This window comes from Kitasatospora sp. NPDC090308 (assembly GCF_044769485.1).
In the GTDB taxonomy this organism is placed as follows: domain Bacteria; phylum Actinomycetota; class Actinomycetes; order Streptomycetales; family Streptomycetaceae; genus Kitasatospora; species Kitasatospora fiedleri.
Genome location: NZ_JBIVXY010000016.1, coordinates 162,354 through 176,820, shown reverse-complemented (window position 1 = coordinate 176,820; position 14,467 = coordinate 162,354). Strand labels below are relative to the sequence as shown.

The 14,467-nt window shown below is 74.8% G+C and carries 12 protein-coding genes; 10 read left to right on the top strand and 2 right to left on the bottom strand.

Going from position 1 to position 14,467, the window contains the following annotated elements; all coding sequences use genetic code 11:
- The first annotated feature begins 67 nt into the window (after nt 1-67).
- The 10 genes from ACIQVD_RS29120 (at nt 68) to ACIQVD_RS29075 (ending at nt 12,376) form a co-directional block, all read left to right on the top strand.
- Nucleotides 68-1,738, top strand: coding sequence for a CTP synthase (locus ACIQVD_RS29120; RefSeq protein ID WP_402292195.1), 1,671 nt, complete (start codon nt 68-70; stop codon nt 1,736-1,738).
- A gap of 112 nt (nt 1,739-1,850) precedes the next feature.
- A complete protein-coding gene (locus tag ACIQVD_RS29115; protein WP_400693052.1) occupies nt 1,851-2,474 on the top strand; it encodes an NUDIX domain-containing protein in 624 nt (207 codons plus the stop codon).
- A gap of 324 nt (nt 2,475-2,798) precedes the next feature.
- Nucleotides 2,799-4,694 (top strand): tetratricopeptide repeat protein, encoded by a 1,896-nt coding sequence (locus tag ACIQVD_RS29110; protein ID WP_402292194.1) that lies wholly within the window; start codon nt 2,799-2,801, stop codon nt 4,692-4,694.
- Nucleotides 4,695-4,934: 240 nt separating this feature from the next.
- Nucleotides 4,935-6,050, top strand: a complete 1,116-nt coding sequence (gene ald, locus ACIQVD_RS29105; protein WP_400693181.1) for an alanine dehydrogenase — start codon at nt 4,935-4,937, stop codon at nt 6,048-6,050.
- 449 nt (nt 6,051-6,499) lie between these two features.
- Nucleotides 6,500-7,561 (top strand): ParA family protein, encoded by a 1,062-nt coding sequence (locus ACIQVD_RS29100; protein ID WP_199528312.1) that lies wholly within the window; start codon nt 6,500-6,502, stop codon nt 7,559-7,561.
- 41 nt (nt 7,562-7,602) lie between these two features.
- Complete coding sequence (locus ACIQVD_RS29095) at nt 7,603-8,082, top strand: hypothetical protein (protein WP_100840683.1); 480 nt, start codon at nt 7,603-7,605, stop codon at nt 8,080-8,082.
- A gap of 129 nt (nt 8,083-8,211) precedes the next feature.
- On the top strand, nt 8,212-9,015 hold the full coding sequence (locus ACIQVD_RS29090) for a segregation and condensation protein A (protein ID WP_400693059.1): 804 nt from the start codon (nt 8,212-8,214) through the stop codon (nt 9,013-9,015).
- Nucleotides 9,012-9,845 carry an SMC-Scp complex subunit ScpB gene (gene scpB, locus ACIQVD_RS29085; protein WP_402292193.1) on the top strand — a complete coding sequence of 278 codons (834 nt, stop codon included), beginning with the start codon at nt 9,012-9,014 and terminating at the stop codon, nt 9,843-9,845. The genes ACIQVD_RS29090 and scpB overlap by 4 nt, the downstream gene beginning before the upstream one ends.
- Nucleotides 9,845-11,179 carry a pseudouridine synthase gene (locus ACIQVD_RS29080; protein WP_400693064.1) on the top strand — a complete coding sequence of 445 codons (1,335 nt, stop codon included), beginning with the start codon at nt 9,845-9,847 and terminating at the stop codon, nt 11,177-11,179. Before scpB ends, ACIQVD_RS29080 begins: the two co-directional genes overlap by 1 nt.
- Before the next feature lie 219 nt (nt 11,180-11,398).
- The gene (locus ACIQVD_RS29075) at nt 11,399-12,376 is read left to right on the top strand and encodes a helix-turn-helix domain-containing protein (protein ID WP_100840101.1); all 978 of its coding nucleotides are present in this window, start codon (nt 11,399-11,401) and stop codon (nt 12,374-12,376) included.
- Nucleotides 12,377-12,465: 89 nt separating this feature from the next.
- Here ACIQVD_RS29075 and ACIQVD_RS29070 read toward each other — a convergent pair whose 3' ends face one another.
- On the bottom strand, nt 12,466-12,828 hold the full coding sequence (locus ACIQVD_RS29070) for a DUF952 domain-containing protein (RefSeq protein WP_400693068.1): 363 nt from the start codon (nt 12,826-12,828) through the stop codon (nt 12,466-12,468).
- 49 nt (nt 12,829-12,877) lie between these two features.
- A complete protein-coding gene (locus ACIQVD_RS29065) occupies nt 12,878-14,467 on the bottom strand; it encodes a mucoidy inhibitor MuiA family protein (RefSeq protein WP_402292192.1) in 1,590 nt (529 codons plus the stop codon).

Here is a 14,467-nt window from a genome sequence, read left to right as displayed (position 1 = left end):
GGGAACGAGGGCCGGGAGCCCCTCCACCGGCGTCACCCTCCGACACGCGACCCACGGGAGCCCCCTCTTGGCACAGCCCCATTCCGGCAAGTCGGCCAACGGCCGCGCCGTGACGACCAAGCACCTCTTCGTCACCGGGGGTGTCGCCTCTTCGCTCGGCAAGGGCCTCACCGCCTCGAGCCTCGGCGCCCTGCTCAAGGCCCGCGGCCTGCGGGTGACGATGCAGAAGCTCGACCCGTACCTCAACGTGGACCCGGGCACCATGAACCCGTTCCAGCACGGTGAGGTCTTCGTCACCGACGACGGCGCCGAGACCGACCTCGACATCGGCCACTACGAGCGCTTCCTCGACACCAACCTGCACGGCTCGGCGAACGTCACCACCGGCCAGGTCTACTCCACCGTGATCGCCAAGGAGCGGCGCGGCGAGTACCTCGGCGACACCGTCCAGGTCATCCCGCACATCACCAACGAGATCAAGTCCCGGATCCGCCGGATGGCGACCGAGGACGTCGACGTGGTGATCACCGAGGTCGGCGGCACCGTCGGCGACATCGAGTCGCTGCCGTTCCTGGAGGCCGTCCGCCAGGTCCGCCACGAGGTCGGCCGGGACAACGTCTTCTTCGTGCACGTCTCGCTGCTGCCGTACATCGGCCCGTCCGGCGAGCTGAAGACCAAGCCCACCCAGCACTCGGTGGCCGCGCTGCGCAACATCGGCATCCAGCCCGACGCGATCGTGCTGCGCGCCGACCGCGAGGTGCCGCAGGCCATCAAGCGCAAGATCTCGCTGATGTGCGACGTCGACGAGGAGGCCGTGGTCGCCGCGATCGACGCCAAGTCGATCTACGACATCCCCAAGGTGCTGCACGGCGAGGGCCTGGACGCGTACGTGGTGCGCCGCCTGGACCTGGCCTTCCGCGACGTGGACTGGACGGTCTGGGACGACCTGCTGCGCCGCGTCCACGAGCCGCAGCACGAGGTCAAGGTCGCGCTGGTCGGCAAGTACGTCGACCTGCCGGACGCCTACCTGTCGGTGACCGAGGCGCTGCGGGCCGGCGGCTTCGCCAACAACGCCCGGGTGCAGATCAAGTGGGTCGCCTCGGACGACTGCGAGACCCCCGAGGGCGCGCAGGAGCAGCTCGGCGACGTGGACGCGGTCTGCATCCCCGGCGGCTTCGGCGACCGCGGTGTGGACGGCAAGGTCGCCGCGATCACCTACGCCCGCGAGCACAAGGTGCCGCTGCTGGGCCTGTGCCTGGGCCTGCAGTGCGTGGTCATCGAGGCCGCCCGCAACCTGGCCGGCCTGCCGGAGGCCAACTCCACCGAGTTCGACGCCGCCGCGAAGTACCCGGTGATCTCGACCATGGCCGAGCAGCTGGCCATCGTCGACGGCAAGGGCGACCTGGGCGGCACCATGCGCCTGGGCCTGTACCCGGCGAAGCTCGCCGAGGGCTCGATCGTGCGCGAGGTGTACGGCGGCGAGCAGTACGTCGAGGAGCGCCACCGCCACCGCTACGAGGTCAACAACGCCTACCGCGCCGACCTGGAGAAGACCGGCCTGCAGTTCTCCGGCCTCTCCCCGAAGGGCGACCTGGTCGAGTACGTCGAGTACCCGCGCGAGGTGCACCCCTACCTGGTCGCCACCCAGGCCCACCCCGAGCTGAAGTCCCGTCCGACCCGCCCGCACCCGCTGTTCGCGGGGCTGGTCGCGGCGGCGATCGACCGCAAGATCGGCTGAGCGCCCCTTGGCGCGCGGAGCGCCCGTCGGGATCTTCCCGGCGGGCGCTCCGGCGTGTCGCGGGGCGGCGTCCGGTAGATTGTGTCTATCTGACGAGAAGGGGTGGTGCCCGGTGGCCGGGATTCACGACGTGGCCGAGGAGTGGGACGTCCGGGACGGGAGCACGCCCTTCCGGGGCAAGGTGACCGGCGTGCGCAGCGAGCAGGTCCGGATGCCCGACGGGACGTGGGCGCAGCGCGACTACCAGCTGCACCCCGGGTCGGTCGCGGTGCTCGCGCTCGACGGGGACGGACGGGTGCTGACCCTGCGCCAGTACCGGCACCCCGTCCGGCACCGGCTGTGGGAACTCCCGGCGGGGCTGCTCGACGTCCCCGGCGAGAACCCGCTGCACGCGGCGCAGCGGGAACTCTTCGAGGAGGCCCACACCAAGGCCGGGCACTGGCGCGTCCTGGTCGACTTCTTCACCTCGCCCGGCGGCAGCGACGAGGCGGTCCGGCTCTTCCTCGCGACCGACCTGTCGGACGCGGACGGCGAGCGCTACGAGGCGCACGGCGAGGAGCTGGAACTGGAGGCGGCCCGGGTGCCGCGGGAGGAACTCGTCCGCCTGGTCCTGGCGGGCGAACTCCACAACCCGACCCTGGTCACCGGCGTCCTGGCGCTCAGCGCGGCCCTGGCGGGCGAGGGCCTCGACGCGCTGCGGCCCGCCGACGCGGAGTGGCCGGCCCGGCCGTACTGAGCCTGAACAAACGGGGCGCGGGGAACTGCGCGACCGGCCGTGTGAACGTCGGCGGGGATCGCGGGACAGTGCGACTCGTCGTCCTGCGTCGCGATCCGGCGGTGGGTGCGCGGTGGGCCGCGCAGTTCCCCGCGCCCCTGGTTTCGCCTCGTCGCGCAGGTCTCCCCGCGCCCCCGGTTTCGTCTTCGCTTTGCTCCAGCGAGGTGATTCGGCCGTTGGTCATACCGGGGCGTCTCGGCGGGGCGGGGTGATCGAACTACGCTTCGCGGACAGGGCCCGGTGCGCGGGTCGGGTTCGCTGGGCGACGGGTCGGGAGTGGCGCGGGTGGCGAGGAAGACGGCGGCGGTGGCCGAGGCGGCCGGGATCTTCGACGCGTTGCCCGCGGGGGCCCGGCCGTTCGCCGGGCGGGGGGCGGAGCTGGCGGCGCTGACGCTCGCCGCGGGGCGGCCCGCGCAGGGGCGCGGGCGGCTGCTGGTGCTGGCGGGGCGGCCCGGTTCGGGGCGCAGCGCGCTCGCGGTGCGGTGGGCGAGGTCGGTGGCCGGCGACCACCCGGACGGGCTGCTGTACGCGCGGCTGTCCGCGCCGGACGGCAGCCGGGTGGGGGCCGGGCGGGCCGCCCGGATGCTGCTGGACCAGCTGGGCGAGCGGCCCGGCGCGGCGCTGCTGCCCGGCGCGGCCGAGGAGGACCCGGCCTGCGAGGCGCTGCGCGAGGCGCTCGGGCAGCGCCGGGCGCTGGTGCTGCTGGACGACGTCCGGGACGCCGGGCAGGTGTGGCCGCTGCTGGCGGAGAAGACCGAGTCGCTGCTGCTGGCCACCACCTCGGGGCCGCTGATGGGCATCGACGGCATCGACCCGGTGATCCTCGGCGGGCTGGACCACCGGGCCGCGGTGGACCTGCTGGGCGAGCTGGTCGGCGGGACCAGGATCTCCTGCGACCCGGTGGGCGCCGCCGACCTGGCCGAGGCGTGCGCCAACCGCCCGGCCGCGCTGCGCCTGGCGGCGGGCTGGCTGCGCACCGAGCCCCGGCTGGCGGTCACCGACGCCGCCGCCCGGCTGCGCACCGTCCCGGGGCCCGCCCCGGCGGCGGTGGAGGGGCCGCAGCGGCCCGCGGACCCGGAGCGGGAGACGGTGCCGGTGGTGGAGGGCGACCCGCTGCGCGGGGCGTTCGAGCTGGCGTACCGGCGGCTGCCCGCGGCCCGGGCCCGGCTGCTGCGGCTGTGCACGCTGGCGCCCGGCCAGCGGGTCGACCTGCGCACGGCGTCCGCGCTGGTGGGCTGCCCGGCGCCGGAGGCGGGGGCGGCGCTGGCCGAGCTGGCGCAGCTGGAGCTGCTGGAGGGCGAGCCGGACGCGGCGGACGGCACCGCGCGCTACCGGGTGCCGGGCCGGCTGTACGGGCGGCTGGTGGAGCTGCGCGGGGAGGCCGACCGCCCGTCCGAGGTGGAGCTGGCCCGGGCCCGGCTGCTGGAACGGCTGGTGCGGCTGGTGGACTCGGCCCGCCTGCTGCTGGACCCGGCGGCCGGCCCCAACCCGGACCCGCTGCCCGGCCCGCTGCGGCTGCGCACCGCCGCGCACGCCGAGGGCTGGCTGCTGGGGGAGCGCGAGCTCCTGCTGACGGCCGTCGCCGACGCGGTCGGCCAGGGCGACCTGGACGGCTCCGCGGGCCGCCTGGTCACCGCCCTGCTGCGGGCCCTGCCGCTGACCGGCGAGGCGGCCCCCGCCGACCTGCACGCCCTGCACGAGTCGGTGCTGAAGGTCGCCGAGCGGCAGGGCAACCCGCGCCGGGCCGCCGCCGCGCTGCTGAACCTGGGCGACCTGCAGGCCGCCGCCGGGCGCTGGGAGCAGGCGGGCGAGCGCTACCGCCGGGCCGTCGAGCTGGCCCGCGGGGCGGGCGACGAGGCGGGCTGCGCCCGCGCGCTGGAGGGCGTGGGCCACGGGCACCGGGCGCTCGGCGACCCGCTGCGCGCCGCCGACGCGTACGGGCGGGCCCTGGTGCTGCGGCAGGCGCTGGGCGACCAGCCGGCCGAGGCCCGGCTGCTGGTGCGCCTGGCGGAGGCGCACGCCGGGCTGCGGCGCTTCGAGGAGGCGCTGCGCGAGTACCGCTCGGCGGCCGCGGTGCTGCGCCGCACCGGCGACGCGCGGGGCGAGCGGGAGGTCGCGGCGCTGGCCGCGCGGCTCCAGCGGCACCTCGGCCAGGAGGGCCGCCACCCGCTTCCGGAGTAATGTCGTAGATGCGGGGTTCGCCCCGCAATGTGGCCCGGGAAGGCGCGCAAGCCTACGAACGTGCCAATGAGTCCGGATGATTTAGTCACTTTGGAAGGCTGACACGCCGACTGGGCTTCATTACACTCGAACTCAGTCGCGCATAGGTCCATGCACCGGCCTGTCCGTTGTGCCCTTCATGTGCGTCGCCCGCCGGGCTTCCCCGGCAGGTATCCCCCATGGCAAGAGGACGTGTTAGCCGTGAAGGTCGGCATCCCCCGCGAGGTCAAGAACCACGAGTACCGCGTGGCCATCACGCCTGCCGGTGTGCATGAGCTGGTCCGCAACGGCCACGAGGTCGTCATCGAGGACAACGCCGGCGTCGGCTCCTCGATCCCCAACGAGGAGTACGTGGCCGCCGGTGCCACGATCCTCCCCACCGCCGACGAGGTGTGGGCCGCGGCCGACATGATCCTCAAGGTGAAGGAGCCCATCGCGCAGGAGTACCACCGCCTGCGCAAGGGCCAGACCCTCTTCACCTACCTCCACCTGGCCGCCGACCGGGCCGGCACCGACGCGCTGGTCGCCTCCGGCACCACCGCGATCGCCTACGAGACGGTGCAGCTGCCCAACGGCGCGCTGCCGCTGCTCGCCCCGATGTCCGAGGTCGCGGGCCGGCTGGCCCCGCAGGTCGGCTCCTACCACCTGATGCGCCCGGCCGGCGGCCGCGGCGTGCTGCCCGGCGGCGTGCCCGGCACCCACCCGGCCAAGGCGGTCGTCATCGGCGGCGGCGTCTCCGGCTGGCACGCGGCCACCATCGCCATCGGCATGGGCTACGAGGTGACTCTGCTCGACCGCGACATCAACAAGCTGCGCGAGGCCGACAAGGTCTTCGGCACCAAGGTCAAGGCGATCGTCTCCAACTCCTTCGAGCTGGAGAAGGCCGTCGTCGAGGCCGACCTGGTGATCGGCGCCGTGCTGATCCCGGGCGCCAAGGCCCCCAAGCTGGTCACCAACGAGCTGGTCGCCAAGATGAAGCCGGGCTCCGTGCTCGTCGACATCGCCATCGACCAGGGCGGCTGCTTCGAGGACTCGCACCCCACCACGCACGCCGAGCCGACCTTCCGGGTCCACGACTCGGTCTTCTACTGCGTGGCCAACATGCCGGGCGCCGTCCCCAACACCTCCACCTACGCGCTCACCAACGCGACCCTGCCGTACGTGGTCGAGCTGGCCAACCGCGGCTGGAAGGAGGCGCTGCGCCGGGACGCCGCGCTCGCCAAGGGCCTGAACGTGCACGAGGGCCAGATCACCTTCCCGGCCGTCGCCGAGGCCTTCGGCCTGGAGTCGGTCTCCCTGGAGAGCGTGCTCGCCTGACGCCCCCTCACCCGCTGTCGCCCCCGGCCGTCCTTCCCCTTCGCGCCGGGGGCTTCGGCATGCCCGGGGAGCGGCCGGGCGGCCCGGTGGTGACCGCCGGCGGTCAATTCCGGTGCGGTTTGTCACCCGCTCTGTCGACAAGGACACCTGACGGGCCCTCACGGCCCGCCGCGGGGGCGGAAACGTTAGGCTCGTGTCTTGACACGGGGTGGGTGAACGGCCGACACACACGGCCCACTACCGTGGATTGTGTTGCTGCGAATGCCCGAAACGGCCTAGAGTCGCAAACCGTTGGCATGCTGCCACGCTGACGAATCGACATAGAGTCCTGGACGTCCAAGGAGGTAAGACGACTTGTGAATGAGTCGACATTTGCTCCCGGGGGTGGTCAGCCAGGACTGGCGGAGCTCTCCGCCGGGCAGCCGAACGAGGAAGCCCGGCAGGCCACGGTGGGCGCGCAGGAGGTCGGCTCGGTCGCGGTCCGCACCTTCGAGGCCCGCCAGAGCGCGGCGGCAGCCGCCACCGACTACGACGCCGACTTCGCCGCGTACGGCCTGGCCTACAGCGAACTCGGCTACGGGCCCTACGACGACCCGGACGCCGAGTACGAGCCCGACCCCGAGTACGCCGCCACCCTGGCCCCCGACGCGGCCCGCCAGCGCCGCGAGCGGGTCGGCCCGACCGGCCGCCCGCTGCCGTACTTCCCGATCCCCGCGCCGCTCGCCGAGCACGGCCCCGCGCAGATCATCGCGATGTGCAACCAGAAGGGCGGCGTCGGCAAGACCACCTCCACCATCAACCTGGGCGCGGCGCTCGCCGAGTACGGCCGCCGGGTCCTGCTGGTGGACTTCGACCCGCAGGGCGCGCTCTCGGTCGGCCTCGGCGTCAACCCGATGGAACTCGACGTCACCGTCTACAACCTGCTCATGGAGCGGGGCCTGACGGCCGACGAGGTCCTGCTGAAGACCGCCATCCCCGGCATGGACCTGCTGCCGTCCAACATCGACCTGTCGGCCGCCGAGGTGCAGCTGGTCAGCGAGGTGGCCCGGGAGTCGGCGCTGGCCCGCGCGCTCAAGCCGCTGCTGCCCGACTACGACTACGTCATCATCGACTGCCAGCCCTCGCTGGGCCTGCTCACCGTCAACGCCCTGACCGCCGCGCACAGCGTCATCGTCCCGCTGGAGTGCGAGTTCTTCGCGCTGCGCGGTGTCGCGCTGCTCACCGAGACCATCGAGAAGGTCTGCGAGCGGCTCAACCCCGAGCTGCGGCTGGACGGCATCCTGGCCACCATGTACGACTCGCGCACCGTGCACTCGCGCGAGGTGCTGGCCCGGGTCGTCGAGGCGTTCGGCGAGCACGTCTTCCACACCGTCATCGGGCGGACCGTGAGGTTCCCGGAGACCACCGTGGCCGGCGAGCCGATCACCACCTACGCCACCAACTCGGTCGGCGCGGCCGCCTACCGCCAGCTCGCCAGGGAGGTGCTCGACCGGTGCCGCCCCGCCGAGTGAGCCTCCCGGGGGCCGACGAACTGTTCCGGGCAACCGGCGGAATGGCCCTGTCGCCCTCGCTCGCGCGCAACAACGGCAACGGCTCCGGCCCCGCGAACGGCACCGTTCCGGTGAACGGCGCGGCCCCCGCCGGGCAGGAACCCCCCGGGAGCGGCGAGGGCGCCGCTCCCGCACCGCGCACCGCCGAGGTGCCGGCCGCCAGACCGGAGGCCGCCCCGGCGGCCCCTGCGGGGCGCGCGGAGGACCCCGCAGAGGCCCGCCGGACGGCCCCGGCCACGGTGCGCGGACGCGGGCGGGCCCGGCGGCCCTCCGGGCGGGAGCGGCACGACGAGAAGATCACGGTGTACGTGTCCGCCGAGGAACTGATGGACCTGGAGCACGCCCGCCTGGTGCTGCGCGGCGAGCACGGCCTGGCCGTGGACCGCGGCCGGGTCGTCCGCGAGGCCGTCGCGGTGGTCCTGGCGGACCTGGAGCAGCGCGGCGAGGCGTCGATCCTGGTGCGCAGGCTGCGCGGCCGCTGAGGGCCGCCGCGGGGCGCTGCGGGGGCGCCGCGCGGCCTCTGAGGGCCGCCCGGCCGGGCGCGCGGTTTCCCCGCGCCCCGGTGCCGCGTCCGCCGTCGCGCCCCGGGGCGTCTGCCAGAATGTTCCGTTATGGCGTTCCAGGTCCGATTGGAGAACTTCGAGGGGCCGTTCGACCTGCTGCTCGGACTGATCGCCAAGCACCGGCTGGACGTCACCGAGGTGGCGCTGTCGAAGGTCACCGACGAGTTCGTCGCGCACATCAGGGCGATGGGCCCGGAGTGGGACCTGGACGCGGCGACCGAGTTCCTGGTGGTCGCGGCGACCCTGCTGGACCTCAAGGCGGCCCGGCTGCTGCCCGCCGCCGAGGTCGAGGACGAGGAGGACCTGGCGCTGCTGGAGGCGCGCGACCTGCTGTTCGCGCGGCTGCTGCAGTACCGGGCGTACAAGAAGGTCGCGGCGCTGTTCGCGGAGCGCTGGGAGGGCGAGGCGCTGCGCCGGCCGCGGACGGTCGCGCTGGAGCCGCAGTACGCGCTGCTGCTGCCCGAGGTGGTGCTGTCGATCGGCCCGGAGCGCTTCGCCCGGCTGGCGGCGAAGGCGTTCGCGCCCAGGCCGCGGCCGGTGGTGTACGTCGACCACATCCACGTGCCGCCGGTGAGCGTGCGCGAGCAGGCCGCGCTGGTGGTGGAGCGGCTGCGCGCGCTCGGCACGGCCACCTTCGGGCAGCTGGCGGCCGACGCGGACGGCACCCTGGTGGTGGTGGCCCGGTTCCTGGCGCTGCTGGAGCTGTACCGGGAGAAGGCGCTGGCCTTCGAGCAGCCGCGGGCCCTGGAGGAACTGGTGGTGCGCTGGGTCGCCGCGGACGACCGGGCGGTCGAGGTCACCGACGAGTTCGACCGCCCCGCGGGCGGCGGCGAGGAAGGCGGTACGGCATGACGGAGCGGCCCGCGCGCCGGTCCCTGGGACTGCCGGGCGCGCACCGGCCCGGGGAGTGGCAGGAGTCGGCGTACCCGGACGGCGCCCGGATCGAACCGGTGGAGCGCGTCCTGGCGCTGCCGGAACCGGGAACGGGATCGGAGCCGGAACCGGGGTCGGAGCCGGCACCCGAAGCGGTGGCGGCGCCGGAGCCGGGGGGCGTCCCGCTGCGGGCGGCGCTGGAGGCGGTGCTGATGGTCGCCGACGAGCCGGTGGCGGAGGGCAGACTGGCCGCCGTACTGGACGCGCCGAAGGCCGAAGTGGCCGCTGTGCTGGGGGAGTTGGCCGCCGAGTACACGGCGCAGGGGCGCGGTTTCGAGCTGCGGCAGGTGGCCGGCGGGTGGCGGTTCTACAGCCGCGCGGAGTGCGCCGAGGCGGTCGAGCGGTTCGTGCTGGACGGGCAGCAGGCCCGGCTGACGCAGGCCGCGCTGGAGACGCTGGCGGTGGTCGCGTACCGGCAGCCGGTGTCGCGCGGGAGGGTTTCCGCGGTCCGTGGTGTGAACTGCGACGGCGTGATGCGTACCCTGGTACAGCGAGGACTGGTCGAAGAAGCCGGCACCGAGCCCGAGACCGGAGCGATCCTGTATCGGACGACGAACTACTTCCTGGAACGGATGGGGCTGCGCGGCCTGGACGAGCTGCCGGAGCTCGCGCCCTTCCTGCCCGAGGTCGACGACGTGGAAGCGGAGTCCCTGGAGGGCACGATGATCGCGCAGGCGGTCGCCGCCGCACAGGAAGGGCCGAGGCCGAACCAGGCCGACCAGACGGATATCGACGTACGGACATTTTGATGCGTAGCAGTGGCAACGGTGGCAACGGCAGGAACAGCGGCGGCCAGGGCCGGGGCGGGCAGGGCGGCCGCGGCGGCCAGCAGGGCGGGGGCCGGGGCGGATCGTCGTCCTACGGCGGCGGCAGCGGTGGCGGCCAGGGCCGCGGCGGGCAGTCCGCGCGCGGCGGTTCGGGCTCCGGCTCGTACGGCGGCGGCAGCGGCACCCGTGGCGGCTCGGGCTCGTACGGCGGCGGGCAGTCCGCGCGCGGCGGCTCGGGCGCGGGCTCGTACGGCGGCGGCGGTGCCCGTGGCGGTTCGGGCTCCGGCTCGTACGGCGCGGGCTCGCGCGGCGGCAGTGGCGGCGGGCGGGGCGAGGAGCGGCGCTACCCGGACCGCCCGCTGCGCCCGGAGGAGCGCCGGTACGACCGGCCCGAGTACGGCGGCGGGCCGAACGCGACGCCCGGGCGCGGCGCGTACGACTCCCGCAAGCCCGGGGCGGCGCCCCGGCCGCGCCGGGAGGGGCAGGGCGCGCCCGGCGACCCGCGGCGCCAGCCGCAGCGCTCCCGGGAGCTCCAGGGCCGGATCGAGGACCGGGTGCTGGCCCGGCACGAGGGCCCCGGCAAGGAGGTCGGCGAGGAGGGCGAGCGCCTGCAGAAGGTGCTGGCGCGGGCCGGCATGGGCAGCCGCCGGGCCTGCGAGGAGCTGATCTCGCAGGGCCGGGTCGAGGTCAACGGCGAGCCGGTGCTGGAGCAGGGCCGCCGGGTCGACCCGGTGAAGGACGAGATCAAGGTGGACGGCCTGACCGTCGCCACCCAGTCCTACCTGTTCTTCGCGCTCAACAAGCCGGCCGGCGTGGTCTCCACCATGGAGGACCCCGAGGGCCGGCAGTGCCTGGGCGACTACGTGACCAACCGGGAGACCCGGCTGTTCCACGTCGGCCGCCTGGACACCGAGACCGAGGGCATCATCCTGCTCACCAACCACGGCGAGCTGGCCCACCGCCTCACCCACCCCCGGTACGGCGTCACCAAGACCTACCTGGCGGCGATCCAGGGCCCGCTGCCGCGCGACCTGGGCAAGACGCTCGCCAAGGGCGTCGAGCTGGAGGACGGCTGGGCCCGCGCCGACAGCTTCAAGGTGGTCTCCAACCTCGGCAAGAACTACCTGGTCGAGGTGACCCTGCACGAGGGCCGCAAGCACATCGTGCGCCGGCTGATGGCCGAGGTCGGCTTCCCGGTCGAGAAGCTGGTGCGCACCGCGTTCGGCCCGATCTCGCTGGGCGACCAGAAGTCCGGCTGGCTGCGCCGTCTGACCAACCCCGAGGTCGGCACCCTGATGCGCGAGGTCGGCCTGTAGCCGAGACCGCCACCGGAGCCCGTCCGCCGTGCCACGGCGGACGGGCTCCGGCGCGTGCGCGGACCGGCTTTGCCGGGTCTTGACATGTGAGGCGCACCGCACGGCCTTGCCATCGTTCCGCCCGGTGGCAGAAGATTGCCACCGAAGTTCGCCCCGGCGCGTGGCGGAAGTGCGCCACCGCGTCAGGCCACCAGGGCGGCGGGGGAAGGAAGCACCACCATGCTGGACGCATTCACCGTGCTGGGCCTCGGCCTGACCGACGGCCAGGTGTACGCCGCGCTGGTCGTCGCGCCGCAGTCCACCGCCCAGGAGCTGGCGGAGCACTGCGGCCTGACCCTGGAGCAGTGCCGGGCGGCCCTGGACCGGCTCGCCGAGCAGGGCATGGCCACCCGCGCCCCGGTCGACCGGGAGCGCTACCTGTCGGTCGCCCCCGACGTCGCCATCGGCACCCTGATCGGCCACCGCGAGGCCGAGCTGCGCTCCGCCCGGGCCGAGATGCACCGGCTGATGGACGCCTTCCGGGAGGCCTCCCGGTACACCGACCCGGCGCACTCGGTGGAGGTGCTCACCGGCGGCGAGGCGATCGCCCAGCGGCTGGAGCACCTGATCGAGTCCAGCCAGTACCAGATCCGCGGCTTCGACTGCCCGCCGTACGTGCAGGACCCGACGGTCGAGCAGCCCCGGCAGCGGGCCAAGCTCAAGTCCGGGGTGCGGATCCGCACCGTCTTCGACAAGGAGGCGATCGCCTGGCCCGGGCGCCTGGAGCAGGAGATCCTCACCGGCGTCGAGGACGGCGAGGAGGCGAGGGTCCGGCCGGTGCTGCCGATGAAGATGATGATGGCCGACGACAAGATGGCGATCATCCCGATCAGCGTCGGCGACAGCGTGCTGGACGCCGCGTACGTGATCCACCCCTCCGCGCTGCTCCAGGCCCTGGACGCGCTGTTCGAGGCCGAGTGGGAGCGCGCGGTGCCGCTGCAGACCGTGCTCGGCGACGGCGAGGGCCCCGGGCCGGAGGCCGACCACCTCAAGCTGCTGGGCCTGCTCGCGGCCGGCCTCACCGACGAGTCGATCGCCCGCTCGCTGGGCTGGAGCGCCCGCACCACCCAGCGCCGCCTCCAGGGCCTGATGCGGGAGCTGGGCGCCACCACCCGCTTCCAGGCGGGCATGGCGGCCCGGGAGCGCGGCTGGCTCTGAGCGCCGGGCCCGCCGGCGGCCGGTGACGGGCCGTCAACGCCCGCCGACGGCCCCGTGCGGGCCCCGGGCGGCGCCCCGGGCCCCGGGGGTCAGCTCCAGGGCCGCAGCGCCGCCCAGCGCCCGTCCGGGCCGCGCTCCAGCTTCTCCAGGCCCAGCACCGCCGTCCGGTTCAGCCGCCCGTACACGTGCGGGAACAGCACCCCCTCGGCGGTGCCCGGAGGCGGCCCGCCGGTGGCCGCCTCCCACTTCACCATCGGCTCGACCAGCGACTCCTCGATCAGCAGCGCCATCAGCGGCTCCGGGGCGTCCCGGAAGAACGCGTTGGCCACCGCCAGCACCGTGGGCTCGTCCGGCGAGCAGTGCAGGAAGCCCTCGGTCAGCAGCGACGCGGCGGTGTACGGCCGGCCCGGGTCGCGCAGCCAGTCGTCCAGCGGGGCGAGGTGGTAGATCATGCCTCTGTTGTACCCCTCCCGGGCCGGGCCGCCGGGCCGGGGGCGCGGCTCACAGCCCCGCCACCTTCGCCGTCGCCGCGATCTCGTACACCAGCGTCACCGTGCGCCGCCCGCCCGGCGGCAGCGGCACCTCCCAGCGGACGATGCCCTCGGCGTCCAGCTCGTCCGGCGGCGGCGAGCAGTGCTCCTTGCGCAGCCGCACCTGCACCGCCGACACCTCCGAGACCGGGATGCGCTCGCGCAGCACCACCACCCGCTCGCCGTGCTCGTCCGGGCCGGAGAAGCGCGACAGGTGCAGCCGCACCGTGCGGGTCACCAGGGTGCGCTGGCCGCCCAGGCCCGCGCCCTCCCGGCGCTCGTCCGCCTCCCGGACCACCCGCAGGCCGTCCGAGGAGCCGAACGCCAGCCGCACCGGCGCGCCCGGCGCGGTGAACTCCAGCGCGCCCCGGCCGGTGTAGCCCGAGCCGCGCACCAGGTCCACCGGTCCGGCCAGCAGCGCGTGCCCCGCCGCGTTGCGGAACGACACCACCTCCGTCACCGCGTCCGACAGCTCCGGCGCCGCCGCGTACTCGCTGCGCGCCGCCGCCTCGAACACGCTCACCGGCACCCGGTGCGCCCGCCCGTCCGCGGGCACCGACACCGGGCCGTCCACCCGCAGCACCCACACCTCGCCGCCGTCGTCCACCCCCGGCAGGCCCGGCTCCAGCGGACCGGCGTCCGCGACGGCCTGCTCGCGCAGCTCCACCTCGACGGTCTTCTTCTCCTGCGCCGAGCGCTCCCGCAGCACCAGCCGGTCCTCGGCCAGCGCCGGCGGCTCGCCCGCCGACGCCGACCGCGCCGTCGACAGCGTCAGCCGCACCTCCGACCAGTCCTCGCCGGTGCGCTGCCACACCACCGCGTCGCTCTCCAGCCGCAGCTGGCCGTCCACCAGCTCCGCCCGGTACGCCGGGCGCCACAGCGCGCACGCCACCAGGTGCCCCACCCGGGCCAGGAACCGGCCCGGCGCGGCGCACTCCACCGACAGCTCCACGAACGCCAGCAGCTCGGCCGGCTCCCGCTCGGCGAGGTCCAGCGCCTCCTCGGCCCGGGCCAGCTCGGTCGCCAGCTCCACCGAGCGCAGCCGCGAGGCCCGCAGCCGCTCGCCGTACGACTCCCGCTCCGCGTCCACCCGGTCCAGCTCGCGCGACCAGCGGGCCTGCTCCAGCTCGCCGCTGCCCGCGCCCTCGCCGATCTCCCGCAGCAGGTCCGCCGCCAGCTGGCCGAGCAGCGCCAGCCGGGCCTGCAACCGCTCCTGGCGGCGCGACTCGGCCAGGTGCTCGCGCTCCAGGTCGTGCACCCGGCGGCGCAGCGCCGAGTCCTCCGGCCCCGGCGGCAGCGGCACCGGCGGCTGCCAGGACCGCACCAGCCGCACGTCCAGCACCTTCGCCCCGCCGCCGGGCGCGCCGTCCGCGTCCAGCAGCGCCGCGTGCAGCGAGCGGTCCACCGCCAGCGCCGTCACCGGGCCCAGCCGCAGCCGGTGCACGCCCGGCGACAGCTCCAGTTCCGCCGTCCGCTCCAGCTGCGCCCGGTCCTCCAGACAGGTCACGGCCGTCACCGGAAGGGCGATCGTCTCCTCGGCCACGTTCCACTCCTCCGGCAC